At 75.7% G+C, this 22,590-nt stretch carries 12 protein-coding genes; 3 read left to right on the top strand and 9 right to left on the bottom strand.

Features of this window, described 5'->3' with window-relative positions; genetic code table 11:
* Positions 1–9,118: type I polyketide synthase (locus OSB71_RS18655; protein WP_265949471.1), on the bottom strand; the 9,118-nt coding region annotated here is incomplete at its 3' end.
* Positions 9,119–9,469: 351 nt separating this feature from the next.
* Here OSB71_RS18655 and OSB71_RS18650 point away from each other — a divergent pair.
* Positions 9,470–11,050 (top strand): aspartate aminotransferase family protein, encoded by a 1,581-nt coding sequence (locus OSB71_RS18650; RefSeq protein ID WP_416237293.1) that lies wholly within the window; start codon positions 9,470–9,472, stop codon positions 11,048–11,050.
* A 371-nt stretch (positions 11,051–11,421) separates the two neighbouring features.
* Here OSB71_RS18650 and OSB71_RS18645 read toward each other — a convergent pair whose 3' ends face one another.
* A complete protein-coding gene (locus OSB71_RS18645; RefSeq protein WP_265949468.1) occupies positions 11,422–11,853 on the bottom strand; it encodes a PPOX class F420-dependent oxidoreductase in 432 nt (143 codons plus the stop codon).
* A 51-nt stretch (positions 11,854–11,904) separates the two neighbouring features.
* On the opposite strand from OSB71_RS18645, the gene OSB71_RS18640 reads away from it, so the two are divergent.
* Positions 11,905–12,330 (top strand): MerR family transcriptional regulator, encoded by a 426-nt coding sequence (locus OSB71_RS18640; RefSeq protein ID WP_265949466.1) that lies wholly within the window; start codon positions 11,905–11,907, stop codon positions 12,328–12,330.
* 94 nt (positions 12,331–12,424) lie between these two features.
* On the opposite strand, the gene OSB71_RS18635 is transcribed toward OSB71_RS18640, so the two are convergent.
* From OSB71_RS18635 to OSB71_RS18615, 5 genes are all read right to left on the bottom strand, one after another.
* On the bottom strand, positions 12,425–14,737 hold the full coding sequence (locus OSB71_RS18635; RefSeq protein WP_265949464.1) for a xanthine dehydrogenase family protein molybdopterin-binding subunit: 2,313 nt from the start codon (positions 14,735–14,737) through the stop codon (positions 12,425–12,427).
* Complete coding sequence (locus OSB71_RS24535) at positions 14,734–16,137, bottom strand: (2Fe-2S)-binding protein (RefSeq protein ID WP_323055309.1); 1,404 nt, start codon at positions 16,135–16,137, stop codon at positions 14,734–14,736. Before OSB71_RS24535 ends, OSB71_RS18635 begins: the two co-directional genes overlap by 4 nt.
* Positions 16,134–16,964: an FAD binding domain-containing protein gene (locus tag OSB71_RS18625; protein ID WP_265949477.1), complete on the bottom strand. Its 831-nt coding sequence runs from the start codon at positions 16,962–16,964 to the stop codon at positions 16,134–16,136. The genes OSB71_RS24535 and OSB71_RS18625 overlap by 4 nt, the downstream gene beginning before the upstream one ends.
* Before the next feature lie 570 nt (positions 16,965–17,534).
* Positions 17,535–17,831 (bottom strand): DUF3039 domain-containing protein, encoded by a 297-nt coding sequence (locus tag OSB71_RS18620; protein ID WP_265949462.1) that lies wholly within the window; start codon positions 17,829–17,831, stop codon positions 17,535–17,537.
* Between the two features lie 182 nt (positions 17,832–18,013).
* Positions 18,014–18,577: a YqgE/AlgH family protein gene (locus tag OSB71_RS18615; protein ID WP_265949461.1), complete on the bottom strand. Its 564-nt coding sequence runs from the start codon at positions 18,575–18,577 to the stop codon at positions 18,014–18,016.
* A gap of 239 nt (positions 18,578–18,816) precedes the next feature.
* On the opposite strand from OSB71_RS18615, the gene murA reads away from it, so the two are divergent.
* Positions 18,817–20,142: a UDP-N-acetylglucosamine 1-carboxyvinyltransferase gene (gene murA, locus OSB71_RS18610; RefSeq protein WP_265949459.1), complete on the top strand. Its 1,326-nt coding sequence runs from the start codon at positions 18,817–18,819 to the stop codon at positions 20,140–20,142.
* Between the two features lie 134 nt (positions 20,143–20,276).
* Here the strand turns inward: murA and OSB71_RS18605 are convergent, their stop codons facing one another.
* Together OSB71_RS18605 and OSB71_RS18600 are read right to left on the bottom strand one after the other, a co-directional pair.
* Entirely contained in the window at positions 20,277–20,558 is a 282-nt protein-coding gene (locus tag OSB71_RS18605) for an HU family DNA-binding protein (RefSeq protein WP_265949457.1), read from the bottom strand.
* Positions 20,559–20,923: 365 nt separating this feature from the next.
* Entirely contained in the window at positions 20,924–22,339 is a 1,416-nt protein-coding gene (locus OSB71_RS18600; protein WP_265949456.1) for an NAD-dependent malic enzyme, read from the bottom strand.
* Positions 22,340–22,590 lie beyond the last annotated feature (251 nt).

Genomic DNA, 22,590 nt, shown 5'->3' with positions numbered 1-22,590 from the left:
GCAACAGCAGACCCACCCCCTCGGCCCACCCCGTCCCGTCCGCCCCCGCCGAGAACGACCTGCACCGGCCGTCGCGGGAGAGGGCGCGCTGCCGGGAGAACTCGACGAACGAGCCGGGCCCCGACATCACGGTGACGCCGCCGGCCAGGGCCAGGTCGGTCTCGCCCGAGCGCAGCGACTGGGCCGCCAGGTGCAGGGCGACCAGCGAGGACGAGCACGCGGTGTCGACCGTGACCGCCGGGCCCTCCAGCCCGTAGGCGTACGCCAGCCGGCCGGAGACGACGCTGGAGGTGTTGCCGACCAGCAGGTACCCCTCGAACTCGGCCGGGACGGCGGGCAGGCGCGCGGCGTAGTCGTCGTACATGGACCCGACGAACACCGCGGTGTTGCCGCCGCGCAGCGTGGCCGGGTCGACGGCCGCGCTCTCGAAGGTCTCCCAGGCGGTCTCCAGCAGCAGCCGCTGCTGCGGGTCCATGGCCGTCGCCTCGCGCGGCGAGATGCCGAAGAACTCCCGGTCGAACAGGTCGGCGTCGTGCAGGAAGCCGCCCGAGCGCACGTAGGAGGTGCCGGTGTGCTCGGGGTCCTCGTCGTGCAGCCGCTCCAGGTCCCACCCGCGGTTGACGGGGAAGTCGCTGATCGCGTCGGTGCCGTCGGCGACCAGCCGCCACAGGTCCTCCGGCGTCCGCACGTCCCCGGGGTAGCGGCAGGCCATGCCGACGATGACGACCGGGTCGTCGTCCGGGCCCGCCGCGCCCCGCACCGCGGCCACGGCGTCCGCGGGCCGCGCGCCGCCGGCCTCGTCGAGCAGGTGGCGGGCCAGCGCGTCGGGGCTGGGGTGGTCGAAGACGACGGTGGCCGACAGGCGCATGCCCGTCGCCGTGCCGAGCTGGTTGCGCAGCTCGACGGCGGTGAGCGAGTCGAAGCCCTGGTCCTTGAAGGCCTTCGTGGCGTCGATGGCGTCGCCCGAGGCGTGCCCGAGTGCGGCGGCGGCCGCGTCGCGCACGAGCCGCAGCGCGGCGGGGCCCCGCTCGTCCTCGGGCAGCGCGGCCACCCGGGCCGGCCAGCCCTCGGCACCGGCCGTCGCGGCCGCCCGCGCGGTGCGGCGCGGGCGGGCCAGCCCCCGCCACATCGCGGGCGGCGCGGCGTCGGTCCCGGCGCCGGCCGGGTGCAGCGCGGCGGGCACGGTGAGCACGGCGTCGCCCGCCAGGGCCTCGTCGAACATCCGCAGGCCCTGTCCGGCCGTCAGCGGGCGCACGCCCGAGCGGGTCCACCGGGCGGTGTCGGCGGCCGAGAGCGTCCCGCCCATGCCCGTCGGCGCGTCCCACAGGCCCCAGGCCAGCGAGTGGGCGGGGAGCCCGGCCGCGTGCCGGTGGTGGGCCAGCGCGTCCAGGAAGGTGTTGGCCGCCGCGTAGTTGGCCTGCCCCGGAGTGCCCAGCAGACCCGCCACCGAGGAGTACAGCACGAACGCCGACAGCTCGCGGTCCCGCGTCAGCTCGTGCAGGTTCCACGCCCCGTCCACCTTCGGACGCAGCACACCCGCGAGCTGCTCCGCCGACAGGGAGGTGACCGTGGCGTCGTCGAGGACGCCCGCGGTGTGGACGACGGCGGTCAGCGGGTGCTCCCCGGGCACGTCGGCGAGCACCGCCGCCAACGCCTCCCGGTCGGCCGCGTCGGCCGCCACCACCCGCACCCGCGCCCCCGACTCACCCAGCTCCCGCACCAACTCCCCCGCACCCGGACTGTCCAGGCCCCGCCGGCTCAGCAGCAGCAGACGCCGCACCCCGTGCACGGCCACCAGATGCCGCGCCAGGATCGCCCCCAGTCCCCCGGTGCCACCGGTGATCAGCACCGTGCCGTCCCGGTCCAGCCGCGCGGGCGCGGCGCCGCCGCCCGCCGCGCGGGCCAGCCGGGGGGCGAGGAGCCGTCCGTCGCGGACGGCGACCTGCGGTTCGCCGGTGGCGACGGCGGCGGCGACGAGGTCGGGCGCCTCCTCACGGCCGTCGAGGTCGACCAGCACGAAGCGGTCCGGGTGCTCGCTCTGGGCCGAGCGCACCAGGCCCCACACGGGTGCGTGGACCAGATCGGTCACGTCCTCGCCGGGCGTCGCGGCGACGGCCCGGGTCGTCACCAGGACGAGCCGCGAGCGCGCGAACCGCTCGTCGGCCAGCCAGTCCCGCAGGAGGGTGCGCACCCGCTCCCCGGCGGCCCGCACGGCCTCGGGGCCCGTGACCTCGACGCCGTCCCCCTCGGGGTCCGCGGTGAGCGTCACCACCACCAGGTCGGCGGGGTCGGCCGTGGCCAGGTCCGGGCCGGTGAGGTCCCTGCGGCTCCAGGCGGGGGCGTCCGCGGCGGCGACCTCCGGCCACTCCACCGCGAACAGGGAGCTGCGGCCCGCGGCGCTCGCGGCGAGCTTCGCCCGGGCGACCGGGCGCAGCGTGAGCGAGGCGACGCTCACGACGGGCGCCCCGCTCGGGTCGGTGACGGCCAGGGCGAACGTGTCGGGGGCCAGCGGGGTGATCCGCACCCGCAGCGCGGTGGCCCCCACCGAGTGCAGGGTGGCGCCGGTCCAGGAGAACGGCAGCCGGATCTCGTCGGCGCCCCCGGCGGACCCGGGCAGCAGCGGGTGCAGCACGGCGTCCAGCAGCGCGGGGTGCGCGCCGAACCGGGCGGCGTCCTCCCGGTGGGCGTCGGGCAGCGCCACCTCGGCGAGGATCTCCTCGCCGAGCCGCCACACGGCCCGCAGCCCCTGGAACGCCGGGCCGTAGTCGTACCCGAGGTCGCCCAGCTCGGGGTAGGCGTCGGCCACGGGGTGCGGGACGGCGCCCGCGGGCGGCCACGCCCCGGCTCCGGCGGCCGCCGGTGTGCTGTCCGGGGTGCTGTCCGGGGTGCCGGACAGCACGCCCGTGGCGTGCCGGGTCCACGGCTGGTCCGGGCCGTCGGCGGCCGGGCGGGAGTGGATGGTGAACGACCGGACGCCACCGCCCGCGGGCTCGGCGACCCGGACCTGGACGCGCACCGCCTCCTGCTCGGTGAAGACCAGGGGCGCTTCCAGGGTGAGGTCCTCGACCGTGCCGGCCGACACGCGCTCCGCCGCGGTGAAGGCCAGTTCGAGGAAGGCCGTCGCGGGCAGCAGGACGCCGCCGGCGACGACGTGGTCGGCCAGCCACGGGTGCGTCCGCAGGGAGAGCCGGCCGGTCAGGACGACGTCGTCACCGCCCGCCACCTGGACGCTCGCCCCGAGCAGCGGATGGTCGGCGGCGTCGACGCCGAGTCCGCCGGCGTCGAGGCGGGCGCCGCCGGTCAGCCAGTAGTGCTCGCCGCGGAACGCGTACGTCGGCAGGTCGATGCGGGTGGCGCCGGGGAAGAACGGGGTGAGGTCGAGCGTCGCGCCGGCCGTGTGCAGGCGCGCGAGCGCGGCGGTGTAGGACTCGGTCTCCGACCGGTTCGCGCGGGTCAGGGCGACGCCGGTCACGGTGGCGTCGTCGAGCGACTCCTGCGCCATCCCGGTCAGGACGGCGTCGGGGCCCGCCTCCACGAACCGGGTGGCGCCCAGCTTGGCCAGGGAGCGCACGGCGTCGTGGAAGCGCACCGTGGAGCGGATCTGGTCGGCCCAGTAGTCGGGCGACGTCAGCAGCGCCGGCTCGGCCGCGGCGCCGGTGACCGTGGAGACGATGGGGATCGCGGGCGGGTGGAAGGTCAGGGAGCGCGCCACGGCGCGGAACTCGTCCAGGACGCCGTCCATGTGCGGCGAGTGGAACGCGTGGCTCACCTGGAGCCTGCGGACCCGGTGGCCGCGCTCGCGCCACTCCCGCGCGATCCGCTCGACGGCCGCCTCGTCCCCCGCGACGACCACCGAACGCGGCCCGTTGACGGCGGCCAGGGCGACGGCGTCCCGGTCCGCCCCGAACGTCTCGGCCACCTCCTGTTCGGTGGCCTGGATCGCGGCCATCGCCCCGCCCGGGCGGGCCGCCTGCATGAGCCTGCCCCGGGCCGCGACGAGCGTGGCGGCGTCGGCGAGGGAGAGCACCCCGGCCACGTGCGCCGCGACCAGTTCGCCGACCGAGTGGCCGGCGAGCAGGTCGGGCACGAGGCCGTGCCGCTCGGCCAGCCGGAAGAGCGCCGTCTCCACGGCGAACAGGGCCGGCTGGGTGTAACGGGTCTGGTGCAGGAGGGCCGTCGCGCCGGCGTCGTCGGCCGGGCCGTCCTCGGCCCCGAAGACCACCTCGCGCAGCGGGCGGTCCAGGTGCGGGTCGAAGGCCGCGCACACCTCGTCGAAGGCGGCGGCGAACGCCGGGAAGGCCGCGTACAGTTCGCGGCCCATGCCCAGCCGCTGCGCGCCCTGCCCGGTGAACAGGACGGCCGTCCGGCCCGCCTCGGCGGCGGTGCCGCGCACCACGTGGGGCGCGTTCGCGCCGTCGGCGAGCGCCCGGAGCCCGGCGAGGTAGTCGGCGGTCTCCGTGCCGAGCACGACCGCCCGGTGGGGGAAGCGCTCCCGCGTGGTGGCCAGGGACAGGCCGACGTCCGCGGGCCGCACGTCGGCGTGGGCGGTGACGAACTCCCCCAGGCGCGCGGCCTGGGCCCGCAGGCCCTCGGCACTGGGCGCGGACAGCACCCACGCGCCGCGCGCGGGCGAGGACTGCGGGGCGGGGGCGGCCTCCGGTGCGACGGCGGCCTCCGCCTCGGCGGTGACCCGCGGCCCGGTCGCCGTGCGTCGGTGAGGCTCCGCGTCCCACCGCGCGTCGGCCGGGTCCGGCTGCTCGATGACGACGTGCGCGTTCGTCCCGCTGATGCCGAAGGACGAGACGCCGGCGCGGCGCGGCGCACCGGTGGACGGCCACGGCCGGTGGGCGCGGACCAGGTCGACGGAGCCCGACGCCCAGTCCACGTGCGGCGTCGGCTCGTCCACGTGCAGCGTGGCCGGCACGACGCCGTGCCGCATGGCGTGCAGCATCTTGATGACGCCGCCCACGCCCGCCGCCGCCTGCGCGTGGCCGATGTTGGACTTCAGCGAGCCGAGCAGCACCGGCTCCCGCTCCGCCCGGTCGCTGCCGTAGGTGGCCAGGATCGCCTCGGCCTCGATCGGGTCGCCCAGCGCGGTGCCCGTGCCGTGCGCCTCGACGACGTCGACGTCCGCGGGGGTGAGTCCGGCGTCGCCCAGCGCCTGCCGGATCACCCGCTGCTGGGACAGACCGCTCGGCGCGCTCAGCCCGTTGGACGCGCCGTCGGAGTTGACGGCCGTCCCGCGGACCAGGCCGAGCACCCGGTGCCCGTTGCGCCGCGCGTCGGACAGCCGCTCCAGCACCAGCAGTCCGACGCCCTCCGCCCACGCGGTGCCGTCGGCCCCGGCGGCGAACGCCTTGCAGCGCGCGCCCGGTGAGAGCCCGTGCTGGCGGGAGAACTCTACGAACATGCCGGGGGTGGACATGACCGTCACACCGCCCGCGAGCGCGAGGCCGCTCTCGCCGCGCCGCAGCGACTGCACCGCCATGTGCAGCGCCACGAGCGAGGAGGAGCAGGCCGTGTCCACGGTCACCGCGGGCCCGGTGAAGCCGAACTGGTAGGCGATGCGCCCGGACATCACGCTGGCCGTGGTGCCGGTCAGGAGGTGGCCCTCGGCGTCCTGGGACGCCTCGTGCATCCGCGGGCCGTAGTCCCCGGCCGTCGCGCCGACGAAGACCCCGGTCCGGCTGCCGCGCAGCGCCCGCGGCACGAGCGCGGCGCTCTCCAGCGACTCCCAGGCGGTCTGCAGCAGCAGCCGCTGCTGCGGGTCCATGGCCTGCGCCTCGCGCGGGGAGATGCCGAAGAAGCCGGCCTCGAAGCGGCCCGCGTCGTGCAGGAAGCCGCCCTCGCGCACGTAGGACGTGCCCGAGCGCTCCGCGTCCGCGTCGTAGACGTCCTCGTCCCACCCGCGGTCGGTGGGGAAGGGCGAGATGGCGTCGCCGTACCCGTCCACGAGCCGCCACAGGTCCTCGGGCGAGGCGACGCCGCCGGGGTACCGGCAGGCCATGCCGACGATCGCGATCGGCTCGGCGGGGTCCGCGGCGGTGTGCCCCGCCTCGCCCGGGCCGCCCGGGCCGTCCGGGCCGTCCGCGCCGTCGAGTTCGGCGGCGATGAAGTCCGCCAGCGCCCTGGGCGTCGGGTGGTCGAACAGCAGGCCCGTCGGCAGCCGCAGGCCGGTCGCCTCGGCGAGACCCGTGCGCAGTTCCACGGTCATCAGCGAGCTGAAGCCGAGGTCGCGGAAGGGGAGGTCCATCTCCAGCGGGCGGCTCGCCGGCTGCCCCAGCACGGCGGCGATGTGGGCGGTCACCAGCCCGACCGCGGAGTCGGCGCCGGTCGCGGGCGCCGGGTGGCCGGCCGGGGCGCCGGACCGCTCGGCGGGCGGCGCGGCGGAGCGCTCGGCGGCCGGTGCGGCCGGTCCGTCCGCGGCCGGGAGGTCGCTCACCCAGTACCGCTCGCGCTGGAAGGCGTAGGTCGGCAGGTCGACGCGGTGGGCGCCGGTGCCCTCGAACACCGCGTCGAAGTCCACCGCGGCACCGCGCGCGAAGGCCCGGGCGAGCGCGGCGCCGACCGCGCGCTCCTCGGGGCGGCCGGGGCGCAGCGCGGGCACGGCCTGGACCGCGTCCGGGTGCAGCACGCTCTCGGCCACCATGCCCGAGCAGATCCCGTCGGGCCCCAGTTCGAGGACGGTGCGCACGCCCTCGGCCTCCAGCGTGCGGGCGGCCTGGAGGAACCGGACGGGCCGCCGCACCTGCTCGACCCAGTAGTCGGGGGACGCCAGCAGCTCGGCGGGTGCCACCTCGCCCGTCACGGTGGAGACGACGGGGACGCGGGGCGGGTGGAAGGACAGCGGCTCCAGGGCGCGGCGGAACTCCGCGAGCATCCCGTCCATGTGCGCGGAGTGGAAGGCGTGGCTGACTGTCAGCCGCTTGGTCTTGTGGCCCGCGGAGCGCAGGGCGGACGCGATCTCGCCCACCGCGTCGGCGTCCCCGCTCAGCACGACGGAGGCGGGGCCGTTGACGGCCGCCAGCGACACCTGCTCCGGCCGGTCGGCCAGGAGCGGCGCGACGTCGTCCTCCGCGGCCTGCACGGCCACCATGACGCCGCCTTCGGGCAGGGCCTGCATGAGTCGGCCGCGGGCGGCCACCAGGGCGCACGCGTCGGCCAGCGAGAGCACCCCGGCCACGTGGGCGGCCGCCACCTCGCCGATCGAGTGCCCGGCGAGGAAGTCCGGGCGCACCCCCCAGGAGGCGAACAGGCGGAACAGCGCCACCTCGACGGCGAACAGCGCCGGTTGCGTGGCGCCGGTCCGGTCCAGCCCCTCGCCGGTGGCGATGGTCTCGCGCAGCGGCCGGTCCAGCAGCGGGTCGAGGTGCGCGCACACCTCGTCGAAGGCGGTCGCGAACACCGGGAAGGCCGCGTGCAGTTCCGCGCCCATGCCCACGCGCTGCGCGCCCTGCCCGGTGAAGACCATGCCCAGGCGGCCGTCGACCGCGGCCGAGGCGACCACGTCGGCCGCGGGCTCGCCGGACGCCAGGGCCCGCAGCCCGGCGAGCAGCTCGCCGCGGTCGGCGGCGAGGACGGCCCCGCGGTGGGCGAACGCCGTCCGGGTGACGGCCGAGGACCACCCGACGGCGGCGGGCGCCATGGACTCGTCGGCCGCGACGAACTCCGCCAGCCGGGCCGCCTGGGCGCGCAGCGCGGCGGCGTCGCGCCCGGAGACGACCACCGGCACGACGGCCGAGGGCCGCGCGGGCGGCAGGGCGGGACCGCTCGCCGGGGGCGCCGGGGCCTCGGTGACGATGACGTGGCAGTTGCTGCCGCCCATGCCGAAGGAGCTGACCCCGGCGGTCAGCGGGCGGTCCGGCCGGGGCCACTGGGCCAGGCGGTCGTTGACGGCCAGGTTGAGCGCGTCGAAGGGAATCCGCGGGTTCGGCGTGCGGAAGTTCAGGCTCGCCGGGAGCCTGCGGTGGCCGATGGCCAGGACGGACTTGATGAGGCCGACGACGCCGGCGGCGCCTTCGAGGTGCCCGACGTTGGTCTTGACGGAGCCGACCCGCAGCGGGTTCCCCGGCGACCGGTGGGCGCCCAGGGCCGCGCCGAGCGCGGCGGCCTCGATCGGGTCGCCCACGGGCGTGCCGGTGCCGTGCAGTTCGACGTACTGGACGTCCTCCGGCTCCACCCCCGCGCGCCGGCGGGCCAGGCGGAGCACCTGCTCCTGCGCGGCGGCGCTGGGCACCGTGAGACCCGGAGTGGCGCCGTCGTTGTTCACCGCGCTGCCCAGGATGACCCCGTGCACCCGGTCGCCGTCGGCCACCGCGCGCCGCAGCGGCTTGAGCACCAGCACGCCGGCGCCCTCGCCGCGCACGTAGCCGTTCGCCCGGGCGTCGAAGGTGTAGGAGCGCCCGTCCGGCGACAGGCCGCCGAACTGCTCCGCGCCGCGTATGCCCTCGGCGAGGAGGTTGAGGTTCACCCCGGCGGCGAAGGCCGTGTCGGACTCGCCGTTGCGCAGGCTCTCGCAGGCGAGGTGGACGGCCACCAGCGAGGACGACTGGGAGGTGTCGACGGTGAGGCTGGGCCCGTGCAGCCCGAGCGCGTACGACACCCGGTTGGCGATGACGCCCCGGTAGGTGCCGGTGACGGTGTGCTGGGTGAGGGCCGGGGAGCCCTGCCGGTAGACCAGGCTCGTGTAGTCGTCGCGCGCGGTGCCGACGTACACGGCGGTCGAGCTGCCCCGCAGCGTCGCGGCGACGATCCCGGCGTCTTCGAGGGCTTCCCAGGTGAGTTCCAGGAGCAGCCGCTGCTGCGGGTCCATGACGACGGCCTCGCGGGGCGAGATGCCGAAGAAGGCGGCGTCGAAGTCGGCGACGCCCTCGATGAACCCGCCCCGGCGCGTCCCGGCGCCCGCGTCGTGCGAGATGGACTCCCAGCGGTGGTCTGGCATGTCCGCGATGGCGTCCCGGCCGTCGCGGAGCAGCGCCCAGAACGCGGCGGGGTCCGGGGCCTTCGGCAGTCGGCAGGAGAGGCCGACGATCGCGATCGGCTCCTGCCGCACCTCGTGCGGCCCCTCGTGCCGGCCCTGACGCAAGCTGGTGACCGTGGAATGTGACTCGCTCGTCATGTCGCGCGGCTGCCCTTCCCTTGCCGGAAATCGCCTCGGATAACGATCATGCGCTGCTCGAAGGTAACGGCAAGCGCCTGCGGATTTCCACGAAAATGGTCACGATCCGGCAATCACCCGCTCGCTCGACGCATTTATCAGCCGGTTACCGCGAGCCGCCACGGAATGATCACGAGTGATGCGGCGCCACCTGGGAAGAAGGGGTCAGACGCGGCACAGAACCACCTCGGAATCACCGGAGACCAAGGAGTTACCACACCATTACTGTCCATAGTTCCGGGGCCGCACCGAAATGCTAGAGTCCGCCGGGCAGCACGGAGTCATGCGGCACCTATCGGATAGAGGGCGGAGATGAACCCGGTGGTCGAAAAGGCAGAACTCGCTGAACCGCACCTGGCCGGCTGGCTGTCCACGCTTGGGCTCGGCGTCGAGTACGTCCGCGCCCAGGGAAACACCCTGTTCTACCGGAACGCGGCGGGAGACGAGATACCGGTACTCGATCTCGTCGGCGGCTACGGATCAGTCGTCCTGGGACACAACAACCCCGAGCTCGTGGCCTACGCGAAGTCACTGCTCGACGCCGGAACGCCGGTGCACGCCCAGTTCTCCCGGCACCCGTACGCCAACGACCTCGCCTGGCAGATCAACACCATCATCCACCGGGAATTCGATGTTTCCGAGCCCTATTCGGCGATCTTCGCCAACAGCGGCGCGGAGGCCGTCGAGGTGGCGATCAAGCACGCCGAACTCGACCGGGTGATGAAGCTGGCCGCGCTCCGGGAGGAGATCGAGGCCCACGTCGAGGAGGCCGGTGCCGCGGTGCGGGCGGGCGCCCGGCCGGCCCCGGAGGCCCTGTCCGCCGTGCTCGGCGACGACGTGCCCCAGGGCGCCGACTTCGACCGCCTGGCCGCCGCCCTCCGCGCCGCCAACGCGGAGCGGGCGGCCACCCCGCCGGTGTTCCTGGCCCCGGAGGGCTCCTTCCACGGCAAGCTGGTCGGCAGCGTGCAGTTCACCCACAACGTGGGCTTCCGCACCCCCTTCAGCGCCCTGGCCGCCCAGTGCCGGTTCGTGTCGCTGGAGCGCCCGGAGGCCGTGGCGGAGGCCATCGAGGCGGAGCGCAGGACGCTGCTCGACCTCGTGGTCGAGGACGGTGTCGTGCGGGTGGTCGAGCGCGACCTGCCGGTCATCGGCGCGTTCGTCCTGGAGCCCATCCAGGGCGAGGCCGGCATCCGGGTGTTCGACCGGGAGACCGTCCAGCGCATCCAGGAGGCGTGCGCGCGGATCGACTGCCCCATCGTCGTGGACGAGGTGCAGAGCGGCATGGGGCGCTCGGGCGCCTTCTTCGCCTCCTCGCACGTCGGCCTCCAGGGCGACTACATCACCCTGGCCAAGAGCCTGGGCGGCGGCATCGCCAAGGCCGCGCTGACGCTGGTGCGCCAGTCGCGGTACCGCAGCGAGTTCGAGCTCGTCCACAGCTCCACGTACGCCAAGGACAGCTTCTCCACCCTCATCGCGGGCAAGACGGTCAGCATGCTGGAGGCCGACGGGGGCGCGGCCTACCGGATGGCCGAGGAGCGGGGAAACCGGCTGCTGGCGATGTTGGAGGGGCTGCGCAAGGAGTTCGGCTCACTGGTCAAGGACGTGCGCGGCAGGGGCCTGATGGCGGGCCTGGAGTTCCACGACCAGTCCGACTCCCCCTCCGAGATCATCGCGGAGCAGTCGCGGGCCGGGCTGCTGGGCTACCTGCTCTCCGGCTACCTCCTGCGGGTCCACTCACTGCGGGTCTTCCCCACCGCGAGCGCCACGAACACGCTGCGGTTCGAGCCGTCCGTGCACCTCACCGACGCCGAGATCGACCAGACCGAGGCCGGGCTGCGGGGCCTGATCGCCGCGCTCCAGGCCCAGGACGGGGAGACCCTGCTCAACGGCTGAACCGGCCCCGGCCGCCCCGGCGACACCGAACGCCGGGGCCCTCGCCGGCACGGCGGTGTGCCACGCCGGCGAGGCCCGCGCCCGTGACGCGCCGTCCGTGGCACACCGTCAGAGGCCGTTTCGGCCACGCCGTCGGCCGCGTGGGGCGCGTGGGCCGCGGTGCGGACCCGTCGGCGCCCCGGGGCGCCGACGGACACCGCGAGGGCGCCGTCGGAAACCTTCCTGGGACGCCGGGCGGCACCCCCAGGACGGCGCCTCGGCACCCCCAGGGCGCCGCCTCGGCACCACGAGGCGCCGCCCGGCACCACGAGGACCGGCGGGCGCCACGAGCGGCTCGGCACCGCCGGGGCGCTCGGTGCGCCGAGGCGGCGTCAGGCCACCCGGGCGCCGTAGACGTGGTCGACGGTCATGGTGATGAGCATCCTGCGTTCGGCCACCATCACCGACCGGTACTCGTCCCAGTCCGGGTGCTCGCCGGCGGCGGTGCGGTAGTAGTCGACCAGCGCCTGGACCTCGGGGCCGTGCGGGTCGGTCCCCGGGCCGGCGAGCGTGACCTTGCCCTCGGCGGTGGCCCAGGACCAGTTGTCCGCGCTGGTCACCATGAGCGAGGCGCGCGGGTCCCGGCGCAGGTTCGCCGTCTTGGCCGTGCCGTAGCTCGTCGAGACGAGGATGACACCGGCCTCCTGGTCGTAGAACGGCTCGACGGGGGAGAGCTGGGCCCGGCCGTCCGACTTGATCGTCGCGAGGGCACCGATCCGGCTGGCCGCGAGCAGCGCGTGCGGGTTGAAGGGTGTTGCCGTCATGGCAGGATCATCAACCTTCACACCGGTATGAAGGTCAAGGAGGAAAGCGGCGTGTTGATCGGAGAGTTGAGCCGACGGACCGGCATCCAGGCGCACCTGCTGCGGTACTACGAGGCCAAGGGCCTGCTCCGGCCCGCCCGCGGCAGCAGCGGCTACCGCGAGTACACCGACGACGCCGTCCTGACGGTGGCGCAGATCCGCAAGCTGCTCCAGGCCGGGCTGTCCACCGAGCAGATCGCGTACACCCTGCCCTGTGCCACCGGCGCGGACCCGGAGCTGGAGCCGTGCTCGGAGCTGCTGGACGTGCTCCGCGGCCGCCTGCGGGCCCTCGACGAGCAGATCGACACCCTGCGCCGCTCCCGCCAGGCCCTCAGCAGGTACATCGAGGCCACCGAACGCCGGGCGCCCGACGCGGCCCCGGCGTGCGAGGCCGCCGCCCTGGAGTCCGCCGGAGCGCCGGGCGCGCCGCCGCCGTGACCGCGCCGGGCAGCCGCACCCCCGGCCCGGCGCTCCCGGCCGGGCGGGGCGGCACGGCCTGCTCCGGCCACTCCGGTTACTCCGGCCACTCCGGTTACTCCGGCACCACCGCGGCGGGGCGGATGGGCAGGCGGTTGACCGGGCGGCCGGTGGCGGCGCGCACGGCGGAGGCGATCGCCGCCGGGGCGACGACGAGCGGCACCGCGCTCACCGACTTCGCGCCGAACGGCGCCACCACGTCCCGCTCCTCCACGAGCCGGACCACGCGCAGGTCGGGCACGTCGAGCGCGGTGGGCAGCGGGTAGCCGGTGAGGTCGGGGTGGCGGACGACGCCGCGGGCGACGCGCAGGTGCTCGGTCAGCGCCGCGCCCAGCCCCTGCGTCAGCCCCGCCTCGATACGGGCGCGGCACTGGGCGGGGTTGAGCACGCGGCCCACGTCCTGCGCGACGGCCAGCTCGACCACGCGCACGGAGCCGAGCTCGACGTCGACGTCCACCACCGCGCGGACGGCGGCGAAGGCCAGGCCGACGAAGGCGTCCCCCTGGCCGGTGTCGTCCAGCGGCTCCGTGGGGTGCGGGCGGCACTGCGCGGTGGCCCACAGCTCCTTGCCGTCCAGCGCCTCGGCCACGGTGGTGGACAGCACGCCGTCGTAGGAGGTGATCTTGCCGTCGGTGATGGTCAGCAGCTCGGTGGACATGCCGAAGGTGGCGGCCAGCGGCTGCAGGAGCTGGGTGCGCACCATCTTGGCGGCCCGTTCCACCGCGCCCGCCGAGACCCAGGTGTGGCGGCCGCGGGCGCCGGGTCCGGCCGGGGGCTGGTCGGTGTCGACGGGTGCGACGTGCACCTCCTCGACGCCCAGGACCTCCTGCACGATCTGCCGGGCGAGCGTGGCGAAGCCCTGCCCCGTCTCGACGGCGGCGCACAGCACCGTGGCCACCGGCCCGTCGACCTTCACGGTGGCCGTGGACACCTCGTCGGCGCCCTCCGCCCCGAGCAGGTGCACCATGCCCAGCGCGTGTCCGACGCCGCGCCGCACCGCGCCCGGCTCGCCCGCGCCCTCGGGCCCGCCGGGCAGCAGCCACTCCTCCTCGGGGCTGTCCTTGGGCAGCGGCGGCAGCGGCGCCTCGCGCACCGCGTCGAGGAGCTCGGCGACGGGGGCGGGGCAGGTGACGGCCTGTCCGGTGGGCAGCAGGTCGCCGGTGGCCATGACGTTGCGGGCGCGCAGCTCGGCCGGGTCGAGCCCGAGCGTGGCGGCGAGCTTGTCCATCTGGCCCTCGTGGGCCGCGCACACCTGGAACGCGCCCTCCCCGCGCACGTGCGCGGCGGGCGGGTTGTTGGTGCGCACCACCCAGCCGTCGACGACGGCGTGCGGGACGACGTAGGGGCCCGCGGCGAACGCCACCGCCGCGGCCAGCGCCTCGTGGGAGCCGTCGGCGTAGGCGCCGCCGTCCATGAGGATCTGGGCCTCGACCTTGACCAGCTTGCCCGCGGCGTCGGCGTGGTGGCGGTAGCGCAGCAGCGTGGGGTGCCGGTGGCCGTGGCCCAGGAAGGAGTCCTCCCGGCCCGCGGTGAGCTTGACGGGGCGGCCGGTGCGCAGCGCCAGCAGGCCGAGCGGGATCTGCGAGCTGAGGTCCTCGCGGTCGGCCATGGCCCCGGGCACGCCGGTGACGACGACCTTCACCTGCTCGGGCGGCAGCCCGAAGCAGGCGGCGGCCCGGTCGCGGTCGGTGTGCGGGTCGGTGGAGGCGGTGTAGAGCTCGACGCCGCCGTCGGGACGGGGCACCGCGAGGCCGGCCTCGGTGCCGATCGGCGCCGGGTCCTGCCGCCCGATGCGGTACAGCCCCTCGACGACGACCTCGCCGGTGGCCTCCGCGTCCCCGTAGCGCAGCGGCAGGTGCCGGAGCACGTTGCCGTCGGGGTGGATCGGCTCGGCCTCGAACGCCTGCTCGGGGTCGGTGAGGGGCTCCAGCACCTCGTACTCGACGGCGATGGCGGCGACCGCGAGCCGCGCGGTGTCGGGGTGGTCGGCGGCGACGGCGGCGATCGCCTCGCCGTAGTGGCGCACCACGTCCCGGGCGAAGGCGGGCCGGTCGGCCACGCCCCGGCCGTGGTTGGCGTCACCGGGCACGTCGGCGTGGGTGACGACGGCGCGCACCCCGGGCATGGCGGCGGCCTGCTCGGTGTCGACGGCGACGATCCGGGCGTGCGGGTGCGGGGCGCGCAGCACGGCGGCCCACAGCAGGCCCTCGGCCCACAGGTCGGCGGCGTAGGGGAAGGTGCCCTGGGCCTTGGCCAGCGCGTCCGCGGGCGGCACGGAGGCGCCCAGGCCGTGCGTCCGCTCGGCCGGGGGCGGGGGCGGCGGGGCGCCGCCGTGCGGGGTGGCCGTCGCCGCGTCGCCGGACGTCACTGCGTGCCTCCCTCGTCACTGGGCCCCGACTGGTGCGGGATGCGCGGGCCGCCCGCCGCCGGGTCCTTGGGCGCCGCCTGCCGGGACTGCTCGGCGCGGGCCGCGGCCACCTCCCGGACGGCGTCGAGCACGCCGCGGTAACCGGAGCAGCGGCACAGGTTGCCGCACAGGGCGGTGCGCACCTGGAGGTCGGTGGGGGCGTGGTTGGCCTCCAGCAGATCGTGCACGGTCATCGCCATGCCGGGCAGGCAGAAACCGCACTGCACGCCGGTGCGCGCCGCCAGGGCCCGCTGCACGTCGCAGGGCGCGCCCTGCTCGGCCAGGCCCTCGACGGTGCGGATCTCGCTGCCCTCGGCCAGCGCCGCGGGCACCAGGCAGGAGGCGACGAGGCGGCCGTCCACCTGCACCGAGCAGGCGCCGCACTCGCCCTGCGCGCAGCCGTCCTTGGCCCCGGCCAGGCCGAGCCGCTCGCGCAGCACGTACAGCAGGGACTCCCCGAGCCAGACGTCGACGAGGTGCCGCTCGGTGCCGTTGACGCGCAGGGTGTAGGAGGTCAGGGGGTGTTCGTCGTGCGCGGCGGCGGGCTCGGGCGCCTGCGCGGGGGCGGGCCCGCCCTCCGCAGCGGCCACGGAGGCCGGGTCGGGCTCGGGCACCTGCTCGGGCGTGTGCTCGTGCGCCCGCTCCTGCCCGGGGGCACCGGGCGAGGTGAAGGCGTGGCCGTCCGGCTCCGCGCGGGCGGGCGGCACGGCGGGGGCGACGGGCTCGGGCGGCGCGGCGGGCTCGGACACCGGGACGGACGTGAAACCGGAGCCCACGGCCGCGTCCGGCACCTCGCCGGGGGCGGCGGGCGGCAGCGACCAGGCCTCCCCCACCTCGGGCTCGGCCACGCCCGCGTCCGCGTGCAGCCGTCCCTCGTGGGAACCGGCGAGCGCCGCCGCCGCGCCCTGCCCGAGCTGCCCGGGCGGAGCCGGGGCCGGGTCCTGGGACGCGGCCGGTTCGGGCGGCAGCCCGAAGGCGTCGCCCGCGAACGCACCCCCCGCGAACGCACCCCCCGCGAAGGCGCCGCCCGCGAAGGCGTCGCCGCCCGGCGCCGCGTGGCCCGGGGACGGCTCGTCGGTGACGGGGGCGAAGGGGAACGTCCACTGGCCGGTGTCCGCCGGGTCGGTGGTGGCCGCGGCGGTGGGCGGCGGTATGGCCGGCGGCTCCCAGCCCTGCCCGGTGCCGGGCGCGGCCAGCGGGCTGAGGCCCGGGTAGCCGGTGGCCTGGCCGGGGTCCTCGGTGGCCTGCGGGGGGAGCTGGATGAAGGCGGTCGCGTCGCCGTCGTACTCGCCGCCCCACCCGCCGTGGGGCGGCGCGGAGGGCGGCGGCGCCGAGGGGTCGGCGTGCGGGTCGTTGCTCATGCGAGCGCCCTCCCCAGTGCTCGGCGGGCCAGCGCCGCGACGGTGCGGCGCAGGTGCAGGACGGCGGGCGGATGGGCCGGGGGCCGGCCGGTGTCCGGGTCGGGCGCGGGATCGGGGATGCACGACATGGCGACGTACTCCCCGAAGGCGGACAGCGCCTCCGGTGCCAGGGCGACGGCGCCCCGCACGCGGACCGCCGACCAGTCGATGAGGGACGCCGCCCACTGCTCGGCCTCCAGCGGCCGCAGCGGCATCGGGGCGACGGCGCCGATGGCGCAGCGCACGCCGCGCCGGGCCGGGTCCAGGACGACGGCGGCCGAGGCGACGGCGCGGCCGGGGCCGGTGCGCCCGGTGGCCTTGAGGAACGTCTGCGGCGCGTGCAGCAGCGGCACGCGCAGGTAGCCGACGACCTCGCCGGGCCGCAGCATCTCCCGGCCGCTGAGGAGCTGCCCGACCGGTGTCTCGCGCCGGGCGCCGCCGGGACCGGCGACGATGAGGGTGGCCTCCAGGGCGGCCAGCACGGGCAGGGTGTCGCCGGTGGGCGCGCCGGTGACGACGTTGCCGCCGAGGGTCCCGGCGTTGCGGGTCTGCGGCGGGCCCGCGGCGCGGGCGGCGGCGGCCAGGGCGGGGAAGAGGGCGGCGAAGTCGGGGCGTCCCATGCGGGCGTGGGTGAGGCCGGCGCCGAGGATGCCGTGGCCGTCCCGGTACTCCCAGCCGCGGATCTCGCTGATGCGGCCGAGGCCGACCAGGGCGGCGGGGCGCAACTGCCCGGCGTTGACGGCGGCCATGAGGTCGGTGCCGCCCGCGACGGGGACGGCGGCGGGCATGGCGGTGAGCGCCGCCACGGCTTCGTCAAGCGTGGCCGGCAGGGTGACGGGACGCGTCACTCCTGGACCATGCGGCGCATGCGGCGGTGCGTGCGTGCTCAATCCAGCCCCTTCCCGGTCGCCCGGCTGCCCCAGCCGTACCGTACGTGCTCACAGCCCGGACGTGGCAACTCTGGCACATTTCACGACGGGCTCTAAGGGGGGTCGAACAGTGCGTCCGTTAAGCGGCCGTTCGCGCCTTTGGTACCTGGCGCCGCCCGCCACCCTGGCAGGACGGGGCGCGGACGGCCGCCGCGTCGCGCGGCCACTCACACGATCGTGGGGACACGCTCGCTCGGGCGTCCGAGACGGCACCCGCGGGCGGGCGACGCGGCCGGGTACGCGAACGGGCGACGCCGCCGGAACGCGGGGCGGCGGCGCGGGCCGTCGGCCGAGGACGTCACCCGGGACGGTGACGCGGCCGCCGGACAGGGCGACGGCCCCGCACGGGAGCGCGGGGCCGTCGCCGAGCCGAGGCGGTGCCGGGGGGACGGGCGGAGCGGACCCGGCCGCCCCGCCCGTGCCGCGGGGCTACTTCCCGCCGCCGCCCTTGCCGTCCTTGCCGCCCTGGTCCCCGCCGCTGGTCATCGACTCGTAGATCTCCTTGCACAGCGGGCACACCGGGTACTTCTTCGGGTCGCGCCCGGGCACCCAGACCTTGCCGCACAGCGCGACCACGGGCGTGCCGTCGAGCGCGCTCGCCATGATCTTGTCCTTCTGGACGTAGTGCGCGAAGCGCTCGTGGTCGCCATCGCCGTGTGACACCTGCGGGGTCGGCTCGACGAGCGTGCCGGTACCCGTACCGCGCTCGGGCTCAAGAGTGCTCATGGCACCCAAGGGTACCGACCCGTCCGGGTGCGGGAACCCGTGCGCGAACCGTCCCCCGCCCGGCCCGGGCCCGCACCGGGCCACGCCGCGCGGGCCGCCCGCCGGCGCGGGCGCGCGCACGGGCGGGCGGCGGCGGGCGGGCGGCGGACGGGTGGCGCGGGAGGCGCGGGAGGCGCGGGGCGTCAGTTGAGGCTCGCGTCGTCCGGGTAGGTGGCCACCAGGGCGAGGTCGCCGCGCTGACGGCGCAGCACCGAGCGCCACAGCCGCTCGGGCCGGGGCGCGGAGACGTCGCCGGGCTCGGAGTCCACCACGTACCAGGCGCCCTCCTCCACCTCGTCCTCCAGTTGGCCGGGGCCCCAGCCCGCGTAGCCGGCGAAGATCCGCAGGAAGCCGAGTTCGGCGGCAAGCACCTCCGGCGGCGCGTCCAGGTCCACCAGGCCGATCGCGCCGTGCACGCGGCGCCAGCCGAGCGGGCCGTTGGCGCCGGGGATGAGGGCGACGCCGAGCGCGGCGTCCAGCGAGACCGGCCCGCCCTGGAAGACGACGCCGGGCGCGCCCGCGAGCGCCGCCCAGGGTTGCAGGATGTCGCCCACGCCGACGGGGGTGGGGCGGTTGAGCACGACGCCGATCGACCCCTCGTCGTCGTGGTCGAGGAGCAGGACGACGGCGCGCTCGAAGTTCGGGTCGGTCAGCGCCGGGGTCGCGACGAGCAGCCGGCCGGTGAGCGAGGAGACCTCGGAGGACATGCCCCCATGATTCCCCACGGCGCCGACGGACGGGCGGCGTACGGACACCGGGTGGCCGCACGCCGCAGCACCGGGGCGCGCACACCGCCGCCCCGGGGCGCGCGCCCGCGCCCCGGCCGCCCGGTGTCCGCCACCGGAGGCGGCACGCAGCGTGGCGCCGCGCGGTATGCGGGAGCCCGACCCCGTGGCGATTACCATTTCGTGAGTCCCCTGCCCCTTGTGTAGAGATCGCGAGTTCCATGACCGGCACCGAAGACGTTCTCCTCGTTCACGGCGGAACCCCGCTGGAGGGCGAGATCCGGGTCCGCGGCGCGAAGAACCTCGTGCCCAAGGCGATGGTGGCGGCCCTGCTGGGCGGTGAACCGAGCCGGCTGCGCAACGTGCCCGACATCCGCGACGTGCGGGTGGTGCGCGGCCTGCTGGAGCTGCACGGCGTGACGGTGCGCACGGGCGCGGACTCCGGCGAGCTGGTGATGGACCCCTCCCATGTGGAGAGCGCCCACGTCGCCGACATCGACGCGCACGCCGGGTCCTCCCGCATCCCGATCCTGCTGTGCGGGCCGCTGCTGCACCGGCTCGGGCACGCGTTCATCCCGGGTCTGGGGGGCTGCGACATCGGCGGCCGTCCGATCGACTTCCACTTCGACGTGCTGCGGCAGTTCGGCGCCGTCATCGAGAAGCGCCCCGAGGGCCAGTACCTGGAGGCCCCGCAGCGGCTGCGCGGTACGAAGATCCGGCTGCCCTACCCCTCGGTGGGCACGACCGAGCAGGTGCTGCTGACGGCCGTGCTGGCCGAGGGCGTCACGGAGCTGTCCAACGCGGCCGTCGAGCCGGAGATCGAGGACCTGATCTGCGTGCTGCAGAAGATGGGCGCGATCATCTCCATGGACACCGACCGCACCCTGCGCATCACCGGGGTGGACAAGCTCGGCGGCTACCGCCACCGGGCGCTGCCGGACCGGCTGGAGGCCGCCTCCTGGGCGTGCGCCGCGCTGGCCACCGAGGGCAGCGTCTTCGTGCGCGGGGCGAGCCAGCGCGAGATGATGACCTTCCTCAACACCTACCGCAAGGTGGGCGGCAGCTTCGAGGTCGAGGACGACGGCATCCGCTTCTGGCACCCCGGCGGGCCGCTGGACGCGATCGCGCTGGAGACCGACGTCCACCCCGGCTTCCAGACCGACTGGCAGCAGCCGCTCGTCGTCGCGCTGACGCAGGCCTCGGGGCTGTCGATCGTGCACGAGACGGTGTACGAGTCGCGGCTGGGGTTCACCGAGGCGCTCAACCAGATGGGCGCGCACATCCAGCTCTACCGCGAGTGCCTGGGCGGCACGCCCTGCCGCTTCGGGCAGCGCAACTTCCTGCACTCCGCGGTGGTCTCCGGGCCGACGAAGCTCCAGGCCGCGGAGCTGGTCATCCCCGACCTGCGCGGGGGCTTCTCGTACCTGATCGCGGCGCTGGCCGCGCAGGGCACCTCCCGGGTGCACGGCATCGAGCTGATCAACCGCGGTTACGAGAACTTCATGGAGAAGCTGCCCGGCCTCGGCGCCGAGGTGGAACTCCCCTAGCTTCTCTAGCCCCTCTAGCGCCCACGCATGCCCGGCCCCCGGCCCGCCGCGCGCGGTGGCCGGGGGCCGGGCATGCGTGGGGGCGGCCGGCGGGAGCGTGCCCGCCGGCCGCCCCGGGGCCGGAAAAGGAGCGGTTAGTTGCCCTTGGCCGCTTCCTTCAGCTTCGAGCCCGCGGAAACCTTGACGCTGTAACCGGCCGGGATCTGGATGGGGTCACCGGTCTGCGGGTTACGGGCGGTGCGAGCGGCACGGTGGGTGCGCTCGAAGGTCAGGAAACCCGGGATGGTGACCTTCTCGTCGCCCTTGGCGACGACCTCGCCGACGGTCTCGGCGAAGGCGGCCAGAACGGCGTCGGCGTCCTTGCGGCTCACCGAAGCGCGATCGGCCAGAGCGGCCACCAGCTCAGTGCGGTTCATGTGTGTTACTCCCGTGTTCTTCTTGCCGTTGAGGCGTGAGACGAAGCCGATGCTGCCAGGCCGCTCGGACAGTGCCGGGACCCGGGTCTACTCCACAGACCCTCGCGCCCGGGACGCATCCTGCCCCCAGCGGCGGCGGGAAAGCCAATCCGGCGGCCCCGTCGTCACACGAAAAGCTCCGCTGTCCCGTCAGGATGACGTTCCCCAGGCTTTGTCCGTGCGCAACCCTACGGGTGCCGGGGGCGGGCCCCATTCCGCGACGCGCCGACCGGTGGCCTTCGTCACCGCCGCCGCGCCGGGCCGCGTGCACGTTCGGGCGTCGCCCGGGCGGCCCAGCGGGCGCGGGCGCCGCCCCCGCGGGCGGCTCAGCCCGTCGCGCCGGAGCGGACCGCCGCGTCGTTGACCGCGTCGGCCACCGCTCCGGAGACCTTCTCGTTGAAGACGCTGGGGATGATGTAGTTGGCGTTCAGCTCCTCCTCGCCCACCACGTCGGCCAGCGCGCGGGCGGCGGCGAGCATCATCGCGTCGGTCACGGTGTGCGACTGGGCGTCCAGCAGGCCGCGGAAGACGCCGGGGAAGACGAGCACGTTGTTGATCTGGTTCGGGAAGTCCGAGCGCCCGGTGGCCACGACGGCGGCCGTCCGCCGGGCGACGGCGGGGTCGATCTCCGGGTCCGGGTTGGCCAGGGCGAAGACGATGGCGCCCTCGGCCATGGTGGCCACGTCCTCGGCGGTGAGCACGTTGGGCGCGGAGACGCCGATGAAGACGTCGGCGCCCGCCACCGCGTCCCTGAGGGTGCCGGTGACGCCGTCGGGGTTGGTGTGGTCGGCGATCCAGCGCAGCGCGGTGCCGCCGTCCACGTCCTTGAGGTCGGCGCGGTCGCAGTGGACGACCCCGTTGATGTCGCAGACCACCGCGTGCCGGACGCCGGCGGCCATGAGCAGCTTGAGGATCGCCGTGCCGGCCGCCCCGGCGCCGGACATCACCACGCGCACGTCCTCGATGTCCTTGCCGACGACGCGCAGGGCGTTGTGCAGGGCGGCCAGGACGACGATGGCGGTGCCGTGCTGGTCGTCGTGGAACACCGGGATGTCCAGGGCCTCCCGCAGCCGGGCCTCGATCTCGAAGCAGCGCGGCGCGGAGATGTCCTCCAGGTTGATGCCCGCGAAGCCGGGGGCGATGGCCTTGACGATCTCCACGATGGCGTCGGCGTCCTGGGTGTCCAGGCACAGCGGCCAGGCGTCGATGCCGGCGAACCGCTTGAACAGCGCCGCCTTGCCCTCCATGACCGGCAGCGCGGCCTGCGGCCCGATGTTGCCCAGGCCGAGCACGGCCGAGCCGTCGGTGACGACGGCGACGCTGTTGCGCTTGATGGTCAGCCGCCGCGCGTCCTCGGGGTTGGCGGCGATCTGGGTGCACACCCGGGCGACGCCGGGCGTGTAGATCATGGAGAGGTCGTCACGGTTGCGAATGGGGTGCTTGGACGACATCTCGATCTTGCCGCCGAGGTGCATGAGGAACGTGCGGTCGGAGACCTTGCCGAGCGAGACCCCGTCGATCTCGCCGAGCTTCTGCACGATCGCGTTGGCGTGGTCGGTGGAGCTGGCGGCGACGGTGACGTCGATGCGCAGGCTCTCGTGCCCGGAGGCCGTCACGTCCAGGGCCGTGACGTGGCCGCCGGAGGACTCCACGACGCTGGTGATCTGGCTGACCGCCGACCCGCCGACCGGGACCTCCAGCCGGACGGTCATCGAGTAGGACACGCTGGGCGCCGTAGCCATGCCGACTTCCTCTGCTTTCCTTCAAGCACTTCGCGGGTGCGCGTTTGCCTCCGAATCGTCGCACCTACCACCGGGTACGCGGTAAAGACGTCGCGATTCGGAAAGTGATTTCCACTATACGAGAGGAAGCTCCGCGGAGGGAAGCCGGGGCCCGTCCGGCCACGCGAAAAGCGGGCCTCCCCGCCGGGAGACCCGCTTCTCGTGTGACCAGGTTGCCTGGGTGACGCCGACCCGCCAGCTCGCCTCGCGGC

Source organism: Streptomyces marinisediminis (assembly GCF_026262575.1).
In the GTDB taxonomy this organism is placed as follows: Bacteria; Actinomycetota; Actinomycetes; order Streptomycetales; family Streptomycetaceae; genus Streptomyces; species Streptomyces marinisediminis.
Note: the sequence above shows the minus strand (reverse complement) of the source record. Positions and strands in the feature narration are given on the sequence as shown.

Bases quoted from the DNA above. Each gene is read 5' to 3' on its own strand.
- OSB71_RS18650 (WP_416237293.1), top strand. From the start codon at position 9,470: ATGAACCCGGTGGTCGAAAAGGCAGAACTCGCTGAACCGCACCTGGCC.
- OSB71_RS18645 (WP_265949468.1), bottom strand. From the start codon at position 11,853: ATGACGGCAACACCCTTCAACCCGCACGCGCTGCTCGCGGCCAGCCGG.
- OSB71_RS24535 (WP_323055309.1), bottom strand. From the start codon at position 16,137: ATGAGCAACGACCCGCACGCCGACCCCTCGGCGCCGCCGCCCTCCGCG.
- OSB71_RS18625 (WP_265949477.1), bottom strand. From the start codon at position 16,964: ATGCCCGCCGCCGTCCCCGTCGCGGGCGGCACCGACCTCATGGCCGCC.
- OSB71_RS18620 (WP_265949462.1), bottom strand. From the start codon at position 17,831: ATGAGCACTCTTGAGCCCGAGCGCGGTACGGGTACCGGCACGCTCGTC.
- OSB71_RS18615 (WP_265949461.1), bottom strand. From the start codon at position 18,577: ATGTCCTCCGAGGTCTCCTCGCTCACCGGCCGGCTGCTCGTCGCGACC.
- murA (WP_265949459.1), top strand. From the start codon at position 18,817: ATGACCGGCACCGAAGACGTTCTCCTCGTTCACGGCGGAACCCCGCTG.
- OSB71_RS18605 (WP_265949457.1), bottom strand. From the start codon at position 20,558: ATGAACCGCACTGAGCTGGTGGCCGCTCTGGCCGATCGCGCTTCGGTG.
- OSB71_RS18600 (WP_265949456.1), bottom strand. From the start codon at position 22,339: ATGGCTACGGCGCCCAGCGTGTCCTACTCGATGACCGTCCGGCTGGAG.